The 16,958-nt window shown below is 44.9% G+C and carries 17 protein-coding genes and 1 tRNA gene; 11 read left to right on the plus strand and 7 right to left on the minus strand.

What is annotated here, in order from left to right; all coding sequences use genetic code 11:
* The first annotated feature begins 89 nt into the window (after nt 1–89).
* A complete protein-coding gene (locus HDC91_RS03225; protein ID WP_183548397.1) occupies nt 90–920 on the plus strand; it encodes a hypothetical protein in 831 nt (276 codons plus the stop codon).
* Nucleotides 921–1,003: 83 nt separating this feature from the next.
* Here the strand turns inward: HDC91_RS03225 and clpB are convergent, their stop codons facing one another.
* Nucleotides 1,004–3,601 carry an ATP-dependent chaperone ClpB gene (gene clpB / locus HDC91_RS03230; protein WP_183548399.1) on the minus strand — a complete coding sequence of 866 codons (2,598 nt, stop codon included), beginning with the start codon at nt 3,599–3,601 and terminating at the stop codon, nt 1,004–1,006.
* 178 nt (nt 3,602–3,779) lie between these two features.
* On the opposite strand from clpB, the gene HDC91_RS03235 reads away from it, so the two are divergent.
* Nucleotides 3,780–5,111 (plus strand): sensor histidine kinase KdpD, encoded by a 1,332-nt coding sequence (locus HDC91_RS03235; RefSeq protein ID WP_183548401.1) that lies wholly within the window; start codon nt 3,780–3,782, stop codon nt 5,109–5,111.
* Between the two features lie 31 nt (nt 5,112–5,142).
* On the opposite strand, the gene HDC91_RS03240 is transcribed toward HDC91_RS03235, so the two are convergent.
* Entirely contained in the window at nt 5,143–6,570 is a 1,428-nt protein-coding gene (locus HDC91_RS03240; RefSeq protein ID WP_370576785.1) for an ATP-dependent RecD-like DNA helicase, read from the minus strand.
* 285 nt (nt 6,571–6,855) lie between these two features.
* On the opposite strand from HDC91_RS03240, the gene HDC91_RS03245 reads away from it, so the two are divergent.
* The 4 genes from HDC91_RS03245 to coaD all read left to right on the plus strand — a co-directional run bounded on the left by HDC91_RS03245 (nt 6,856) and on the right by coaD (nt 9,299).
* Nucleotides 6,856–7,668: a DUF3822 family protein gene (locus HDC91_RS03245; RefSeq protein WP_183548406.1), complete on the plus strand. Its 813-nt coding sequence runs from the start codon at nt 6,856–6,858 to the stop codon at nt 7,666–7,668.
* Nucleotides 7,644–8,192: a 16S rRNA (guanine(966)-N(2))-methyltransferase RsmD gene (gene rsmD, locus HDC91_RS03250; RefSeq protein WP_183548408.1), complete on the plus strand. Its 549-nt coding sequence runs from the start codon at nt 7,644–7,646 to the stop codon at nt 8,190–8,192. The genes HDC91_RS03245 and rsmD overlap by 25 nt, the downstream gene beginning before the upstream one ends.
* A complete protein-coding gene (gene nudK, locus HDC91_RS03255; protein WP_183548410.1) occupies nt 8,189–8,770 on the plus strand; it encodes a GDP-mannose pyrophosphatase NudK in 582 nt (193 codons plus the stop codon). The genes rsmD and nudK overlap by 4 nt, the downstream gene beginning before the upstream one ends.
* A 67-nt stretch (nt 8,771–8,837) precedes the next feature.
* Entirely contained in the window at nt 8,838–9,299 is a 462-nt protein-coding gene (coaD, locus tag HDC91_RS03260) for a pantetheine-phosphate adenylyltransferase (protein ID WP_183548412.1), read from the plus strand.
* Here the strand turns inward: coaD and HDC91_RS03265 are convergent.
* Nucleotides 9,274–9,855: an NUDIX hydrolase gene (locus HDC91_RS03265; RefSeq protein WP_370576786.1), complete on the minus strand. Its 582-nt coding sequence runs from the start codon at nt 9,853–9,855 to the stop codon at nt 9,274–9,276. The genes coaD and HDC91_RS03265 overlap by 26 nt on opposite strands.
* 49 nt (nt 9,856–9,904) lie before the next feature.
* Between HDC91_RS03265 and pyrE the strand changes: the two genes are divergently transcribed.
* The 5 genes from pyrE to HDC91_RS03290 all read left to right on the plus strand — a co-directional run bounded on the left by pyrE (nt 9,905) and on the right by HDC91_RS03290 (nt 13,918).
* Entirely contained in the window at nt 9,905–10,546 is a 642-nt protein-coding gene (gene pyrE, locus HDC91_RS03270) for an orotate phosphoribosyltransferase (protein ID WP_183548416.1), read from the plus strand.
* A 7-nt stretch (nt 10,547–10,553) separates the two neighbouring features.
* The gene (locus tag HDC91_RS03275) at nt 10,554–10,949 is read left to right on the plus strand and encodes an SRPBCC family protein (protein WP_183548418.1); all 396 of its coding nucleotides are present in this window, start codon (nt 10,554–10,556) and stop codon (nt 10,947–10,949) included.
* 354 nt (nt 10,950–11,303) lie between these two features.
* Nucleotides 11,304–12,932, plus strand: a complete 1,629-nt coding sequence (locus HDC91_RS03280) for an ABC-F family ATP-binding cassette domain-containing protein (protein ID WP_183548419.1) — start codon at nt 11,304–11,306, stop codon at nt 12,930–12,932.
* A 30-nt stretch (nt 12,933–12,962) separates the two neighbouring features.
* The gene (locus HDC91_RS03285; protein ID WP_183548421.1) at nt 12,963–13,787 is read left to right on the plus strand and encodes a carboxypeptidase-like regulatory domain-containing protein; all 825 of its coding nucleotides are present in this window, start codon (nt 12,963–12,965) and stop codon (nt 13,785–13,787) included.
* Between the two features lie 58 nt (nt 13,788–13,845).
* Nucleotides 13,846–13,918: transfer RNA gene (locus HDC91_RS03290), tRNA-Lys, on the plus strand.
* A gap of 71 nt (nt 13,919–13,989) precedes the next feature.
* On the opposite strand, the gene HDC91_RS03295 is transcribed toward HDC91_RS03290, so the two are convergent.
* The 4 genes from HDC91_RS03295 to HDC91_RS03310 form a co-directional block, all read right to left on the minus strand.
* Nucleotides 13,990–14,814, minus strand: a complete 825-nt coding sequence (locus tag HDC91_RS03295; protein WP_183548423.1) for a glycosyltransferase family 2 protein — start codon at nt 14,812–14,814, stop codon at nt 13,990–13,992.
* 43 nt (nt 14,815–14,857) lie between these two features.
* Entirely contained in the window at nt 14,858–15,118 is a 261-nt protein-coding gene (locus HDC91_RS03300; protein ID WP_183548425.1) for a hypothetical protein, read from the minus strand.
* Nucleotides 15,119–15,126: 8 nt separating this feature from the next.
* Nucleotides 15,127–15,594: a nucleoside triphosphate pyrophosphohydrolase family protein gene (locus tag HDC91_RS03305; RefSeq protein WP_162432232.1), complete on the minus strand. Its 468-nt coding sequence runs from the start codon at nt 15,592–15,594 to the stop codon at nt 15,127–15,129.
* Nucleotides 15,595–15,658: 64 nt separating this feature from the next.
* Complete coding sequence (locus HDC91_RS03310; RefSeq protein ID WP_183548427.1) at nt 15,659–16,954, minus strand: DUF885 domain-containing protein; 1,296 nt, start codon at nt 16,952–16,954, stop codon at nt 15,659–15,661.
* Nucleotides 16,955–16,958 lie beyond the last annotated feature (4 nt).

A 16,958-nucleotide genomic window follows, 5' to 3' on the forward strand; every position in this document is an offset into this window, starting at 1 on the left:
ATTTTCAACCTATAAGCAAAAAAACATCCTGTTGATTTGGCTAAGGAGTATTTGCGGGCTACTTTTATAACCTTGATCTTATCACATATATGAAGAAAATTTTAGTTATCGCCCTTGTAGCGTTGTTATTTAACGCTTGTAAAAAAGACAGCCAACCTGGTACCCCTGATCCGGATCCGCAACCCGGTACCAACACCAACCCTTCAACCGGTAAACATAAACTGGTATCTAAAGTTGTAACAACACAATCTAATGGCAATGTCATAGAGGAATATGTTTACAATGACCAAAACCAGCTTATCGAGATGCATTGGGGTGGCAACAGCCCCACTTTTATACACAGCGACTTTGTTTTAACTTATAATACCGATGGAACATTGAAAAGACAAACGCGTACATCCCAGGGAGTGGACGAATATCGCGATATTGAATATGAAAATGGAATGCCGACTTTGGTTACCAATACCAGGCCCTCAAACTCTTCGTATGATTATAAGATAAAGCTTAACACAGGCGACTCGAAAGTTTTGGGCGGTACATGGTTATATACGGTCGATGGAGTCGATAAGGTTAACAGCGTTATAACATTTGAATATTTGAACGAGAACGTAATAAAACAAACTACCGATTTCGGTACGTATAAACAGGAAACAACCAGGGAATTTGGAAATAAAAACAATCCGTTCCGGTATGGTGGCGATAAATTGTTTTTATCTTCGGCACCGTTCGCACACAAAAATGATATTCTAAAATTGGTTACTATAACAGGTGATAAAAACCAGACAATAGAATATACGTACACTTATGACGAGCAAGGATACCCTAAAACTACAAAAACTAAAAGTGTGACAACCAATCCGGGACAACCCCCATACACCTACGAAACTACATCTGTTTACACTTATATTGATGCTAAATAAGCGATCTTACTAAATCTTCATAAACAAAAAGAGCAGCCCTAAAGCTGCTATTTTTGCATAAATGCCATCTTACTCATCAAAACTTACTCACCGGCATTCATGAACACAAAGTTGTTATCAAACATATCCAGCTTTATCTTGCTGTCTCTATCCACCTTCCCGGCCAGTATTTGTTTGGATAACTCGTTCAGTATTTTCTTTTGTATCACCCGTTTCAACGGCCTTGCACCAAATTGCGGGTCGTAACCCAGCTGTGCAAGCCAGTCAAGCGCTTCATCAGACGCCTCGATAGTTACGCCCATTTCGGCCAAAGTTTTTTGTACCTGCCTGAACTGCAGTTTCACGATGTCGGTTATTTCGTCCCTGCTCAGCGGCGTAAACATGATGATCTCATCTATACGGTTCAAAAACTCGGGGCGGATGGTTTGCCGTAACAGGGTAAACAGTTCGTTCTTTGTTTTAGCGATAATTTCCTCGCGGTTGTTATCTTCCAGTGTGGCAAAGTTTTCCTGTATAATGTTTGAGCCGATGTTCGAGGTCATGATGATTATGGTGTTCTTAAAGTTCACCACGCGGCCTTTGTTGTCGGTTAAATGCCCGTCATCCAATACCTGCAACAATATATTAAATACATCAGGGTGCGCTTTTTCAATCTCATCAAGCAACACTACGCTGTAAGGTTTGCGGCGTACGGCTTCGGTTAGCTGACCGCCTTCATCGTAACCCACATATCCCGGAGGCGCGCCTATCAGTCTTGACACCGAGTGGCGTTCCTGGTATTCACTCATATCGATACGCACCAGCGAGTTTTCGTCATTAAATAAGTACTCGGCAAGGGCTTTGGCCAGCTCGGTTTTACCCACGCCTGTGGTGCCAAGGAATATGAATGAGCCAATAGGCTTGCGTTTATCCTGCAAACCGGCGCGGCTGCGGCGTATGGCATCGCTGATGGCTTCAATGGCTTCCTCCTGCCCGGCTACGCGTTTGTGCAGCTCATCTTCCAGGTTCAGCAGCTTTTCGCGTTCGCTCTGTATCATTTTACTAACAGGGATGCCTGTCCAGCGGCTTACAACACCGGCAATATCATCGGCAGTAACCTCTTCTTTCAGCATGCGGCTGTCGTCCTGGTTTTCGGCTAAGGCTGCTTTCAGCTTATCAACTTCCTGCTGGGCCTGTACAATGGTGCCATAACGTAATTCGGCTACTTTACCATAATCACCGGCCCGCTCGGCCTGCTCAGCTTCAAGTTTATAGTTTTCTATCTGTTCAACCTTTTGGTTAATACCGTCTACAATATCTTTTTCGCCCTGCCATTTAGCGCGCAGCGAATCGCGATCGGCCGAGAGGTTGGCAATTTCTTCGCTTAGTTCTTTTACCTTATGGTCATCTTTTTCGCGTTTGATGGCTTCGCGCTCAATCTCCAGCTGCATAATGCGGCGCTCGAGTTCGTCGACTGCTTCGGGTACCGAGTCCATCTCCAAACGCAGCTTTGAAGCAGCCTCATCCATCAGGTCTATAGCCTTATCCGGCAGGAACCTGTCAGAAATATAGCGCTGCGACATTTCTACCGCGGCAATGATCGCTTCGTCTTTTATCCGCACCTTGTGGTGGGCTTCGTAACGTTCTTTTAATCCACGCAGGATAGAAATAGCATCGGCAGTGTCAGGCTCATCTACCATCACCTTTTGGAAACGGCGTTCGAGGGCCTTATCTTTCTCTACGTATTTCTGGTACTCGTTTAGCGTGGTTGCACCTATGGCGCGTAATTCGCCGCGGGCAAGGGCCGGTTTCAGGATGTTAGCAGCATCCATAGCCCCTTCGCCGCCGCCAGCACCAACCAGGGTATGTATCTCGTCGATAAACAATACGATCTCGCCATCGCTTTGGATAACTTCTTTTATAACGGCTTTCAGGCGTTCCTCAAACTCGCCCTTGTACTTGGCGCCTGCTATCAGCGCGCCCATATCCAGCGAGTAAACTGTTTTAGTTTTCAGGCTCTCGGGCACGTCTCCTTTGATGATGCGGAAGGCGATACCTTCGGCAATGGCGGTTTTACCTACACCCGGCTCGCCAACCAGTATAGGGTTGTTTTTGGTACGGCGACTGAGGATCTGTATTACCCGCCTTATCTCTTCATCACGGCCAATAACCGGGTCAAGCTTGCCGCTTTCGGCATACTCGTTAAGGTTACGCGCATATTTGTTAAGCGCGTTATAGGTAGCTTCGGCGTTCTGATCGGTCACCTTGCTATCACCGCGGAGGCTGATAATGGCTTTTTTCAAGTCTTTTTCGGTAACGCCGGCGTCTTTTAAAACGCCCGCGGTGGCATCACTACCGGCAAGTATACCAAGCAATATATGCTCAACCGATACAAACTCATCCTTAAACTCTTTTAAGTAAGCGGTAGCCTTTTGTAAGGCGCTATTGGTGGCTGATGCCAGGTAAATATCGCTCCCGCTAACTTTCGGAAAAGATTTTATCTGCGCATCCAGCGTATCGTTTAGCCTGTTAAGGTTAACGTTTAATTTTTTTAATAAATAGGTTATAACGTTTTCGTCAACCAGTAACAAACCTTTCAGCAAATGCGCCGTCTCGATAGCCTGCTGCTGGTTGCCGGTTGCAATTTCGGAAGCCTTTTGAACGGCCTCCTGGGCTTTTATGGTAAAGTTGTTAAAATTCATAGTACTTTATCAGCCTCAAAATAATTGCCATAACTTGTTTAATGAATAAATGTCATTAAAATAATTTCAACACCGCCATTTTGTCAATATACCCTGCTGCAACTAACAGTATTTCAGATTTTTAATAAAAAATAAACAATTTGATATATTTTTGGAGGACCCTTACGCAATAACGACCTTGGAAACGCACTTTTTTACAAAACTCCCCCCCAAGTATAGTGTGGCCTATCGCAATTACTATACTTATCAAAACCTGCAGAGCGTTCGTACGGCAAGTTTTATATTTCTTACGTTAAGTATAGTTATCAGGATACTTTACCACGTTTTTCCGGAGAGCTTAACAAAAGCACAGAATTTCCCCGAGTTCAACTTTGTCAACTGGATATTCATTGTTGTTACCCCATTTTTTTATTTAATAAGCCACATGCTGGTACAGCAAATGCGCAAAACCAAGTACGCCACAGCGGGCATGGCTTTATTTGTTTTTGCATTTGCGTTGTATATTATATGCTGCGGCATGTATTCCAGCTTTATTTCTACATCCGACCCGAGCAACGCCCTTACCCTTTACCTGATAGCCCTTAGTATTGTAAGCGTGCTGTTTGTTTTTGAATATTACGAGACCATCGTGCTGCTGCTGGGCATCGAAATGCTGTTTACCATGATGCTTTTCCACGCGCAGGTTGGACCTACAGAAATGACGCATAACCAAATGATATCGGCCATTTTACTTGCGGGTTTCTACCTAACTTCGAGGTATTTTTTCTCATATAAGGCCAGCTATTACGGGCAGATAGTGGAGATACGCCATAAAAACCAGGAAATTGAAAGAGCTAACGTGTTTAAAAACCAGGTACTGGGCACGGTAGCCCACGACCTGCGCAACCCTATTGCCGCCGTAGAGTCGTTAGCGATGATGATGGAACTGGAAGATATTGACGAGGATACACAGGATAACCTAAAAATGATGCGCGAATCGTGTGTGAAGGCCCGTACCATTATTGACGACCTGCTTGAGGCCGCCCGCAGTGAAAATACCACCAGTTTTGACACCCGTAAAACCGAACTTAACGAGATGCTGCATGGTATAGTTAACACCTGGAAGATACAGCAGGGCGGCCATACAAATGTGGTGTTGATAAGCGACGTAAAAACGGTTTATGCCCAGATAAATCACGAAAAATTCCCGAGGGTTATTGATAACCTGATCAGCAATGCGCTGAAGTTTTCGAAAGAAACGGATAATGTCGAGGTGCATTTAAACAGTGATAAAAATAATATCACAATAAGGGTGACAGACCATGGACTGGGCATACCCAAAGAGATGATCCCCAAATTGTTCGAACGCTTTTCGGGCGCAGGGCGTACGGGGCTCAGGGGCGAGCAATCTACCGGGATTGGATTAAGTATTGTTAAGGACATTGTGGAAGGCCACGGCGGTAAAATAACCGTTAGCAGCGTTGAAGGCAAAGGCAGCACCTTTACCATTGTGCTGCCGCAGGCAGAGTGATCGGTTTGCAGTAATTAGTTGGCAGCTGGTTTTAAAAAGCCTCGGGTGGCGGCTCGGCGAAAAACTTACGGTTAAAGTTCACCAGGTAAAGCTCGTTGGTGGCCCGGGTGCAGGCAGTATAAAACCAGCGTAAAAAGTCGGTGTTTACCATTTCCTCGGTAAGGTAACCCTGATCAACAAATACGGCTTCCCACTGGCCGCCCTGCGCTTTATGGCAGGTAATTGCGTAGGCAAATTTTACCTGTAAAGCATTGTAATAGGGGTTTAATTTTAATTCGTTATGCCTTGCGCGCTTGTTAGGTATGTGTTCGTAATCCTTCATAGCCTCCAGGTAAAAGCGCTTCTGATCATCGGCCAGCAACGCTGGCGCTTCTGAATATAGCGTATCCAGCAATATCTTACAATCAAGCACTGGGTCTTCGGCGTAATCAATAAATTCCAACTGCACATCGGCAAACCTGAAGCCGTACATATCCTCTATCCGGCGCACCTTTTTAACACGGGCAATATCGCCATTAGCAATAAAGCCGGTGCTGCCCTCTTCCTGGTCCTGCAGCCAAAAATAGTTGTTCTTTACAACCATCAATTGGTCGCCGCCGGTAAGCTCTTCCTCGCGCATCAGTATGCGCCCGCGTATTTGCCGGTTATACAGGTTAGCATTTTTATTACTGCGGCAGATGATCAGCGTATTATCATGCCCGTATTTGCTGTAAGCGTAATTCAGGCCTTCTTCCAGCATATCCCCGCCCATGCGGTAAACATCTTTGTATCCTTTGGTAACAATTTGCGGCATTACCTCTTTGCCTTGCCGTATAATCTCGCGCACTTTGGTAACATTGTACAATATCCCCGAATCCTTTTGCTGCCGCAGCACATCGGTTAGTTCATAGCCGTACATGGTTAGGCCAAAGCGGTCTTTCATGAGTTTGGTATCCAACGCGGGGCTGTCATCAGCGCCCACGGGGGGCAGCTGGGCGGTATCGCCCACCAACATTAACTTACAATTTTTTGTGTTGTAAACGTAGTTTACCAGGTCGGTAAGCAAGCTACCCTGAAAACGGCCGGGCTCATCAGATATCATAGAAGCCTCATCGATAATAAAGAGGGTGTTGGCGCTTAAGTTTTCGGCCATGGCAAAAGATTCGTCAACGTTTAACGCCGACTTTTTACGGTAAATGCGCTTATGAATGGTAAAAGCTTTACGGCCGCTGTAATTGGTTATAACCTTTGCGGCGCGCCCTGTGGGGGCCAGCAGTACCGATTTAAAGTTATACTTAGGCAATGCTTTTACCAGCGCGCCAAGCACAGTTGTTTTGCCCGTGCCTGCATAACCCTTCAGGATAAAGCAATCGTCCTCTTCGCCGCTTGTTAAAAAAGTATGCAGTTTACCAAACAACTCCTGCTGCTGTAGCGTAGGCTCGTGCGGGAAACTTTTGCTGATATCATTTATTATCGACACAGCACAAAAATGGGGATAAGTATGGGAAATAGGTAATTCAAAATTTATTACTTGCATAACGGTTGACTCACCCGGCCATCGCTGCGCCCAACCACCCTCTCTCCGCTTCGCGCAACGAGGGTCTTTGTATTTTCTTTTTATTTTTTCGTTTCATTTTTTTCGCCCGCTTTGCGCAGCAGAGAGGGTCGGGCAGTGATGGCGCAGTCAGGGTGAGTACCACCAGGCCATTTGTAGCACGGATGATAATTTGCTAATCAGGAAAAAATATTACTTTTGTTTACCTGCATGAGCGAACACATACACCACTATACCAGCGATGATTTAAGCCTTACACAGGCCCATAGCTACACCCTGTTGTTACAGGTTGATGAAAACCGCTTTAGTTATGCTGTAATTGACGGCAAACAGCTCTTGGACTGGGCCGAGAACCATCCGGTAGACGAATTGCGCGACCCGAAGCAACTGCGCGACATTTTAACCGCCAACTACAAACAAGTTGTAACCGGGTTGCACGGCACGGGGTTTACACTGCTTCCGAGCAGCCTGTTTGATACAGAACGTGTTGCTGATGCTGCCCGCCTGCTTGACGTAAGCGATGATGAGGAAGTAAGCGCCGAGGTGCTGGATAACCAAAACATTATTGTATACAAGATCAACGAGGCCTTAACCCGCGCCACTAAGGACCTGGACAACCAAAAAACAGTTTATAGCAATGCTGGCTGGATAAAGGCCATAGCAGATGCCCGGCCCGCTGATGCTGATATTTACCTGGATATGGGCAACGGTATGGTATCGATATTAAATTTTAAAGATACCAGGCTGCGCTTTTACAATACCTTTAAATTTAATAACCACGAAGAGCTCGCGTATTTTTGCGCCCTGGTATGCAGCGAATTAGCCATAAAGCCCGAAGATGCCAGGCTGATAATAAGCGGCGACATCAATGATACCGATGGCTATTTTACCTACCTGCAAGGTTTTTTCGGCGAGGTAACATTAAACGCCTTGCAGGTGCTTAACCTGCCACAAAATATCCCATCTCATAAAATACTGGCCCTTGCTGCCTTATCGCTATGCGCATTATCGGAGGAAAATTAAAAGGCTTAAGGCTTAACCCGCCAAAAAATTTACCCGTACGCCCTACTACCGACCTTGCAAAAGAGGCGCTGTTCAACATCCTCCAAAACCAAATTGAGTTTGAAGGCATTAAAGTGCTTGATCTTTTTAGCGGTACCGGCAACATAGCCATGGAGTTTGCATCGCGCGGCGCCCAAAAGGTTACCGGGGTTGACCGCGCCATACAATGCGTACATTATCTTAAAGATGCGTCGCGACAGCACGGATTAACCGCGATAGAGGTTTTTAAGGCCGATGTTTTTAAATACCTGGCCATGGAAACCGAACGGTACGACCTGATATTTGCCGACCCGCCCTATGACCTGAACAAAATACCCGAAATACCTAAAATTGTATTTGAGAAGAACCTGCTTGCCGAAGGCGGCATGCTGATAGTAGAGCATCAAAGCATGCAAAACCTAAGCAATCACCCCGCATTTACCGAGCAGCGTAAATACGGGCATTCGTCGTTCTCGTTCTTTAAAAATAACCATCTGCCCCAATGAATGATAAATTAAGAAACCTGCAAACGACGGTGCTATCAGATAACTGGTACACGTTAAAAAAAGCGAACTACGAATGGTTAGGTAACAACGGTAAGTGGCAGCCGCAATCGCGCGAGGTTTACGACCGTGGCAACGGGGCTACCATACTGCTGTATAATAAAGACGCCCAAACGGTGATGCTTACCCGCCAGTTTAGGATGCCTACTTATTTAAACGGAAATAAAGACGGGTATTTAATAGAAACCTGCGCAGGTTTACTGGACAAGGACAACCCGGAGGATTGCATCCGTAAGGAAACTGAAGAAGAGACCGGCTATAAAATAACATCGCTACAAAAAGCATTTGAGGCATATATGTCGCCAGGATCGGTCACCGAGATCTTGTACTTTTTTACCGCAGAATATACCAAAGAGATGAAAGTAAGCGATGGCGGCGGCCTGGCAGAAGAAACCGAAAATATAGAGGTGATGGAAATGCCCTTTACCACAGCCCTTGACATGGTTAAAACGGGCAAGATAAAAGATGCCAAAACCATTATGCTGCTGCAATATGCGCAGATAAATGGATTGCTTAATTAATAACGGTTGCGGTTAATTATCATAAATTATTAACTACTTTTACCCAAGCAACAACATCATCACTTGTATGAAAATAGCCCTTTTTCCCGGCTCGTTCGATCCTGTTACCAAAGCCCACGTTGATATTGTAAAACGGTCGGTAAGCTTATTTGATAAGGTTTATATAGGCATTGGGGTAAACAGTACCAAGCAGGGGCTGCTGAGTGTGGCTAAACGCGAGGATATGCTACGCGCCGTTTTTGCTAACGACGATAAGATACATATTGTGGCCTACGAAGGTTTAACCGTTGATTTTTGTAAAAGCATAGGCGCCGATTACATGATCCGCGGGATACGTACAGTATCAGATTTTGAATATGAAAAGGCCATCGCCCAGATGAACCACGCCCTTGAGCCCGAAATTGAAAGCATTTTTATAGTAAGCAAGCCGGGGTACTCGTCTATCAGCTCAAGCATTGTACGCGAAATTATTCGTTACAACGGCAATGTGGCCCAGTTTATCCCTAAAGAAGCACTTCCCTACTTGTAATCAGCTCCTCTTTTTCCAATACGTCAATAATAGAAGGGAAAGTGTTTTTTACAATGGTTGATACCTCTTCCGCTTTGAACCAGCGTACATCAGTGATGCCTTCTTCCAGTTGCGGTGTCAGTTTGGCATTGCCGTTATAGCTCATTTTAAACCAATGTGTTTTTTTTAGCACTACCTCGCCTTTGTAAATATAGGTATGGTAAGTTTTGCAGATCTTTTGCTCCAGTTTGTTTACCTTAATGCCGCACTCCTCTTCCACTTCGCGCACGGCGGCAATTTTAGTTTTTTCTTTTTTCTCTATCTTACCTTTTGGCAGGTCCCATTTATCATTACGATAAATAAACAGGTGTTCGCCGTGCTGGTTGGTTACCAGCCCGCCGGCAGCCTCTATTAGGGTATTGCTTTTGATGATCCTTTTTAGAAAGGCTTTGGCATTGTTACAAAGCACGTAAAACAAAGTGCCGGGTTGCTTATCAACCCAGTGATAAACTGTTTTCAGATCAAAGTGCTCTGCATCAATCTTTTGATAGTGTTTTGCAATTTTTGGTGTTTTCACTGTTAGCAAAATCACTTTTTCGTTAATATAAATTCTGTATTTTTGAGCCATGTTTACCAATAGTGAGACCGAACAGCAGGTAGCGGAATTTCTGCTGCAAATTAAAGCAATAAAACTACAACCTAATAATCCTTTTACATGGGCTTCAGGCTGGAAGTCGCCGATATATTGCGATAACCGCATCACGCTTTCGCATCCTACCATCCGTACTTATATACGCCAGCAATTAACGTCGGCCATACAGGAAGCTTTTGGCTCGGTTGGCTGTATAGCAGGGGTGGCTACAGCGGGCATTCCGCAGGGGGTATTGGTAGCGCAGGAAATGGGGCTGCCGTTTATATACGTGCGCGCGAAGGCAAAAGAGCATGGTACCGGCAGTTTAATTGAAGGCGAGATTTCCCCGGGCCAGCGTGTGGTGGTAATTGAAGACCTGATATCTACCGGTAAAAGCAGCTTACAGGCCGTAAACGCCCTGCGCGATGCGGGTTATAATGTGGCCGGCCTTGCCGCGATATTCAGCTATGGTTTTGATGTAGCTGCCGAGAATTTTAAAGAGGCTAAATGCCCGTTTATTACACTGTCTAACTACAATGCCCTGCTAAAATATGCCGAAGAGCACAACTACATTTCGGCGGCAGATACCGAAGTATTGAAACAATGGCGTACACAACCCTCAACCTGGGGACAATAACATCAATATGAGCGTTTTTGAAAGTGCCGTTACCGTAAATAAACCGGCAGCGCAGGTATATGCCTTTTTGGCTGATATGAACAATCACCACCGGCTGATGCCCGATAATATTGCCGATTGGGTATCAACAACGGATGAGGCCAGTTTTACCATACCCAATATCACCAGCCTTTCGTTAACCATCGCCGAGCGTGTAACCGATAGCCTGATCAGGATAATACCCGCCGGCCCCCCCCCGTTTGAAATGGAATTGAAATGGGAGTTAACTGAGGCCGACAATACAACCGAAGCTGTTTTTACCATTACCGCCGGCTTAAATATGATGATGAAAATGCTTGCTTCCGGGCCGCTGCAAAAGCTGGCTGATGAAGAAACAACTAACTTAGCAAAGCTGCTAAGTTAGTTGTAAGGGGTTTTAAGGCCTTTTCACTTTAATGTGTTGCACTACCACAAGTGCATTCACAATAAACAGGCTTGTAACTACAATAGCCATAATTAAGCAGGGGGTTTTAATAAATCAGGTTTAATTTAATTCAATAGTTATTCCAGAACGTAAGTTATGCATCTTTAGTGCATAAACAATATCCGCGTTAAAATAATTTGTTTGCAGCGGGGAAAAGTGTGGAACAGGAGCCCCGATATCGTCCCGGAATAGATGAATAAATGCCCGGCTTGGTTGCATTTATCTATCTAAATGCTGCCCGGGTTCAAATAAATTAACTATTTACCGTATTTTTGCGCCAAATATAAGTGCAGCATGATTACGGTATCTAATTTATCTTTACGTTACGGAAAACGCACCCTCTTTGAAGATGTTAACCTTAAATTTAGCCAGGGCAATTGCTATGGCATTATTGGGGCTAACGGCGCGGGTAAATCTACTTTTTTAAAAATACTATCAGGCGAGATCGACCCTACAAGCGGCTCGGTGAGCTTTACTCCCGGCGAACGCATGGCCGTATTAAGTCAAAACCATTACGCTTTTGACGAATATACCGTTCTGGAAGCGGTGATGATGGGCCATAAGGAAATGTATGCCGTGATGAAGGAAAAGGATGCTATTTACCTTAAAGAAGATTTTACCGATGCCGATGGCGAACGCGCCGGGGAACTGGAAAACCTTTTTGCCGAAATGGATGGCTGGAATGCCGAAAGCAACGCCGCTACCCTGCTGAGCAATTTGGGCATTAAAGAAGAATTTCATTATAAGCTGGTTAAAGACCTTGATAATACCCAAAAGGTACGTGTGTTGTTAGCGCAGGCGCTTTTTGGCAAGCCGGATATTTTACTGCTGGATGAGCCAACCAACGACCTTGACATACACACCATTAGCTGGCTGGAAGATTTCCTGGCATCGTACGAGGCTATTGTGCTGGTAGTATCGCACGACAGGCACTTCCTGGATACCGTGTGTACACACGTGGTAGATATTGATTTTGCCAAGATGACTATTTACACTGGTAACTACACCTTCTGGTACGAATCGAGCCAACTGGCGCTTAAACAACGCAGCGATCAGAACAAGAAAATGGAAGACCGCGTGAAGGAACTGCAAGAGTTTATCCGCAGGTTTAGCGCCAATGCCTCTAAATCAAAGCAGGCCACCAGCCGTAAAAAAGCCTTGGATAAGATCAACCTCGACGAGATACAGCCATCGAACCGCAAATACCCCGGAATTATATTTAATAACCAGGGCCGTGAAATTGGCGACCAGGTATTGCAAACCGAAAAACTTGGCAAAACCCTTAATGGCGAAGTGCTGTTTGCCAACATTGATTTTATGGCCAATAAAGGCGATAAAATTGCTGTGCTATCTCAGAACAGTTTGGCTACATCGGCCTTTTACGATATTTTAACGGGGAGGGATAAAGATTATACAGGCAGTTTTAAGTGGGGTGTTACAGTTAACCTGGCCGACATCCCTATTGATAACGCCGAATATTTTAAAGGCAAGGACGAAAACTTGATCGACTGGTTGCGCGAGTACTCTACCGGCGAAAAGGACGATCAGTTTATCCGTGGTTTCCTGGGGCGTATGTTGTTTAGCGGTGAAGAAGTGTTGAAAAAGAGCAGCGTATTATCGGGCGGCGAAAAAATGCGCTGTATGTTTAGCCGGATGATGCTGCAATCGGCCAATATGCTGTTGCTGGATGAGCCAACCAACCACCTTGATCTGGAATCCATCACTGCGTTAAACAACGGCATGAAAGACTTTAGAGGTAACATTATCTTTACTTCGCGAGATCATGAACTGGTGCAAACTGTTGCCAACCGCATTATTGAACTAACCCCGGGCGGTGTTATTGATAAGCTGATGACCTACGATGAATATATCAATAGCGACGTGGTGCAAAAACAACGCGAAGAAATGTACGCGATGGCGTAACCATTCGCTTCTTTTTATCGTCTTGCCGGTATGAAACGTTTATTAGTTGTCGCTTTTCTGATTTTTTCCGGGTTGTTTGCAAACGCCCAGGTGTTTGATGGGGTGGTTAAAGATGCCAAAACCAATTTGCCGCTGCCCTATGTTAACGTGGGTATTATTGGCAAAGCGGTAGGTACCGTTACAGATAGCCTCGGCCGTTATAAAATAAACCTGGCAGGCCACGATGCTGACACGCTGAGGTTGTCTATGATAGGTTATATTGCACAAACCTATAAAGTTGCGGGATTTATTAACGGTAACAAACAAATCATTGCACTTCAACCTTCTGTTACAGAGCTTAAAGAAGTTAAAGTAACCAACAAAAAGTGGAAGGAGGTGGTTTTAGGCAACACCTCACAATCAGAGAATACCAACGCCGGGTTTGATGCAAACAGGCTTGGGCACGAAATAGGCACCATCATCAAAATAAAAAAATCGCCCAGCTATCTTAAAAGGTTTAATGCGCATATCACCGACCCGCCCCTATACCCGGTGAAGCTTCGCCTAAATTTTTATACGCTGAAAAAAGGCATGCCCGACCAGCTAATGCAAAACCAGAATATTTTTGTAGACGTGCTGCCCGGGCAAAAAGATATACATGTTAACCTGGAGCCTTATAATATTTTTGCCGAAAACAACTTTTTTGTAAGCCTTGAATGGATCGAAAACAGCAAAGGCCATGGTCTGATGTTCTCGGCTTACCTAAGCCTGTTTGGCAGCGGTGCCATCATCTCTCGCGAAACCAGCCAGGCTGATTGGGAAAAAGAAGGCATTGCGGGTGTGGCGTTTAATATACTGGCAGAATATAAAAGATAGATTACCTGCAATTGCCAATAGATTGTATATTTGCAGCCCAACAGCAAACAAACACCCTGACTCCGTAGCTCAGTTGGTAGAGCAACAGACTCTTAATCTGTGGGTCCTGAGTTCGAGCCTCAGCGGGGTCACAAAAAAAAGAAAAAGCCTCAGGCCGAAGTCCTGAGGCTTTTTTACTTGGAGGGTTTCCGGCGTTATCAAGTTAGTTTAACAATCCCCTGCCATTTAATATTTTCCTGATCTTTCTTTTCAACCTGTTGGTAAAAGTATGCTGGCTTAACCGTCCGTCATAGTATATCAGGGGCTCATCAATATAGATACAATTGGTATATTTTAATATCCTGAGCCACATATCGGCATCTTCCGCGCCCAACGGCAAGTGGTTATAATAACCCGACCGACTTAACACCGCCCGTTCTATCGTCACCGAAGAATGTATGATAAAATTATGCTTACTGATAAGAGCGGATGTAAATATCCGCGGCAAACCACCCGACCAGCTGCCATAGTTTTTCAAAAAAAAGTTGCGGCAAAATTTTTCGTAATAGGTTTTATAATATAAAGGGTACGCCCTTTGAGGCTTAAAGTACGAATCGCCCATAAAACCTTCAGTGCATGACATTTGGACCCCATGCCTCATCATTTCATTAAGCTGAACCGATATCTTTTGAGGCATCCAAATATCGTCGTCATCCAAAAAGGCTATATAATCGCCGGTGGCATGCGATATTCCTGCATTACGCGTATAACCCAGGCACGGGAAACCGCAAACTTCCCTGCTGCTTCTGTCTAAAACTATCCACTTTATATTCGCAGTATGTTTGTGTTTGAGGTACTTTCTGTCGGTCGATCTATCGTCTACTACTATTATTTCGATATTTTTATGGGTCTGGCCCACTACACTTTCGATAGATCGTAGCAGCGATTTATACCTGTTATAAGTATTTATAATAACCGATACCTTTATTTTCCTAATCTGGTGCCCGTTGGCTTTTTGATCTTCTACAGCGATATCCGCAGCTAACATATTTTTATGATAAGCAACCTTTTTTAACCATCATTAAATTGTGTTAAACGAGGGCGGGAATCATCATCAATATCATCACAGCTCCATTTACACCCAGTCCCCAGTAATGAACCTTAAGCGATTTATGTTTTATAATATCATACAAAAAACCCACCAGGCCAATGGGCAATGCAATTAATTCTACACCAAATGGCATGGGTGGTGTGTGAGAATTACCCTTAAATCCAAATATCACGCCCGTAACAATAGCCATAGCTAATGCCGCCACATATAAAGCACGGTAAAGGTTTGCTGGAGTTGACATACCTATGCTTACAGCAACAACCCCTTAAGGTCTGCCGGCGAGTAATTGATAGATTTTAACGTTTTGTTATCTGCTGTACGAAAAACCAGGAACTTTGATTCTTCCTCTTTGTAGTGCGCTTCGCTGCCGTCTTTTTGCAGGTAATGCGCTATGGTTTCGTTAGCCTCTTGTATGCTGTTACAGGCTTTGCTCATGTTAGAGCGGTGCACCTCGTCAAACAGGGCCTTAAACTTATCGCCCAGGCCAAATTCAAGGATAGCGCCGGCCAGTACGTATTGTATATCGCAAAGGGCGTCGGCAATTTCAACCAGGTTATTATCGGCAATAGCTTCCTGAAGTTCTTTCACCTCTTCGGCCAATAGGGCAACCCGCAGGTCGCAGCGTGCAGGCGAGGGTATAGTGGGGGTATCCAAAACGGGGTGTTTAAACGTTTTATGAAATTCGGCAACCTGGTTAAGTGGAGATGCTTCCTGCATAGTATTATAGGTAATAAGTGATAATGATACGCCCAAAGCTAATCATTTTTGAAAATTTCCTGACTTATTTCGCTTCGGCAAACACATTTTCCCTGATCATAAAAAATGGCAACGACCCGTGCGACAGCACCCGGTCATGAAAATCCCTGATATCAAACCGGGCACCTTGCTCTTTCATTAACTCCGATTTCCACTCCATTAATTTGGCTGCGCCGTGTTTGTAAGTTATTACCTGTGCAGGCCATCGTCGCACCCGCTGTATCTCGCGCAGGGCAATCTCGTCCTGCCCCTTAATGTATTTTTTCCACAAGTTTAGCGCTTGTTCATCAGTCCAGCCGTAATAATTAATGCCTACATCAAGCGGCAACCTTATAGATCGTACTATCCCCCACTCTAACTTGCCCAGCCTGTCGTAGGGTGTTCGGTAAAGGCCAAGCTCGGCACCGTATTCTTCGGCATAGGCGCCCCACCCCTCGGCAAAGCCCATATAATAAAATAAGTTTTGCATAGCAGATACCTTTGCCTGCGCCAAAACAGACGATTGGTAATGATGGCCCGGCACCGCTTCGTGCAGAAAAAGCCAGTCTATCTGCCGTTTGTTTATATGGTTATTTAACGCGTTATAGTAAAACACATTATTATCATAGTAACCGGGCGTTTGTACCAGTGCTTTACTATCTCCGGCCTTAATATCAACTTGCGGTATATCGGTATTATTGAAAAGCCTGGGCAGGTTTTTTGTTACCATTGCCCTAACCCGTTCAAACACATCCTGAATTTTCGCCCTGCCGGTAACATAAAAGGATGTATCGTTAAGGTGCTTATAAAACGCGGCCTCATCCAGTCCCGTTTCGCGGCGGATGGCATCTATCTGCTTGTTCTGCCGTTCAACCTCAGCGAGTCCGTATTTATAAACGTATTCAGGGGTTATATCATCATTTACCCATCTTTTAATAAGGTATTTGTACCATTCTTTTCCGTTAGGGATGTTATAGATACCGGTGGTGGCTACTATGGCGGGGCGCGTGTGTATATACCCCAGCTCCAGGTTAACGCGTGTAAGGTTCAGGTCGGTTTCGTATTTTATCAACCGGTAATCCAGCCTTTGGGCGGCGGTTAGTTTTTGCGGGTCAAACTTTTTAAGGCCTTGTTTTACCCCGGTAAAAAACTCGAGCTGCTTTTTTTCTGCGGTAAGCGAGGGGATCTGCTGCAGCTGCCCTACATAACTTAATTCAAGCTGTGGTATTTGCAGGGCATTATAACCGCTGACAAAACCGTCGGCAAATGTTTTAAAATCGCCCTGGGCCGCAGCAGCTGTGAAAGCAAGCAGCATACCGGTAAAAGCACTGTAGAATTTCATTATA

Origin of the sequence: Mucilaginibacter sp. AK015, from assembly GCF_014200785.1 — a bacterium.
Lineage (GTDB): Bacteria > Bacteroidota > Bacteroidia > Sphingobacteriales > Sphingobacteriaceae > Mucilaginibacter.

What these genes read in the sequence shown, in the direction of transcription:
- HDC91_RS03225 (WP_183548397.1), top strand. Translation starts at nt 90, where the DNA reads ATGAAGAAAATTTTAGTTATCGCCCTTGTAGCGTTGTTATTTAACGCT.
- clpB (WP_183548399.1), bottom strand. Translation starts at nt 3,601, where the DNA reads ATGAATTTTAACAACTTTACCATAAAAGCCCAGGAGGCCGTTCAAAAG.
- HDC91_RS03245 (WP_183548406.1), top strand. Translation starts at nt 6,856, where the DNA reads ATGAGCGAACACATACACCACTATACCAGCGATGATTTAAGCCTTACA.
- rsmD (WP_183548408.1), top strand. Translation starts at nt 7,644, where the DNA reads ATGCGCATTATCGGAGGAAAATTAAAAGGCTTAAGGCTTAACCCGCCA.
- nudK (WP_183548410.1), top strand. Translation starts at nt 8,189, where the DNA reads ATGAATGATAAATTAAGAAACCTGCAAACGACGGTGCTATCAGATAAC.
- coaD (WP_183548412.1), top strand. Translation starts at nt 8,838, where the DNA reads ATGAAAATAGCCCTTTTTCCCGGCTCGTTCGATCCTGTTACCAAAGCC.
- pyrE (WP_183548416.1), top strand. Translation starts at nt 9,905, where the DNA reads ATGTTTACCAATAGTGAGACCGAACAGCAGGTAGCGGAATTTCTGCTG.
- HDC91_RS03275 (WP_183548418.1), top strand. Translation starts at nt 10,554, where the DNA reads ATGAGCGTTTTTGAAAGTGCCGTTACCGTAAATAAACCGGCAGCGCAG.
- HDC91_RS03280 (WP_183548419.1), top strand. Translation starts at nt 11,304, where the DNA reads ATGATTACGGTATCTAATTTATCTTTACGTTACGGAAAACGCACCCTC.
- HDC91_RS03285 (WP_183548421.1), top strand. Translation starts at nt 12,963, where the DNA reads ATGAAACGTTTATTAGTTGTCGCTTTTCTGATTTTTTCCGGGTTGTTT.
- HDC91_RS03295 (WP_183548423.1), bottom strand. Translation starts at nt 14,814, where the DNA reads ATGTTAGCTGCGGATATCGCTGTAGAAGATCAAAAAGCCAACGGGCAC.
- HDC91_RS03300 (WP_183548425.1), bottom strand. Translation starts at nt 15,118, where the DNA reads ATGTCAACTCCAGCAAACCTTTACCGTGCTTTATATGTGGCGGCATTA.
- HDC91_RS03305 (WP_162432232.1), bottom strand. Translation starts at nt 15,594, where the DNA reads ATGCAGGAAGCATCTCCACTTAACCAGGTTGCCGAATTTCATAAAACG.
- HDC91_RS03310 (WP_183548427.1), bottom strand. Translation starts at nt 16,954, where the DNA reads ATGAAATTCTACAGTGCTTTTACCGGTATGCTGCTTGCTTTCACAGCT.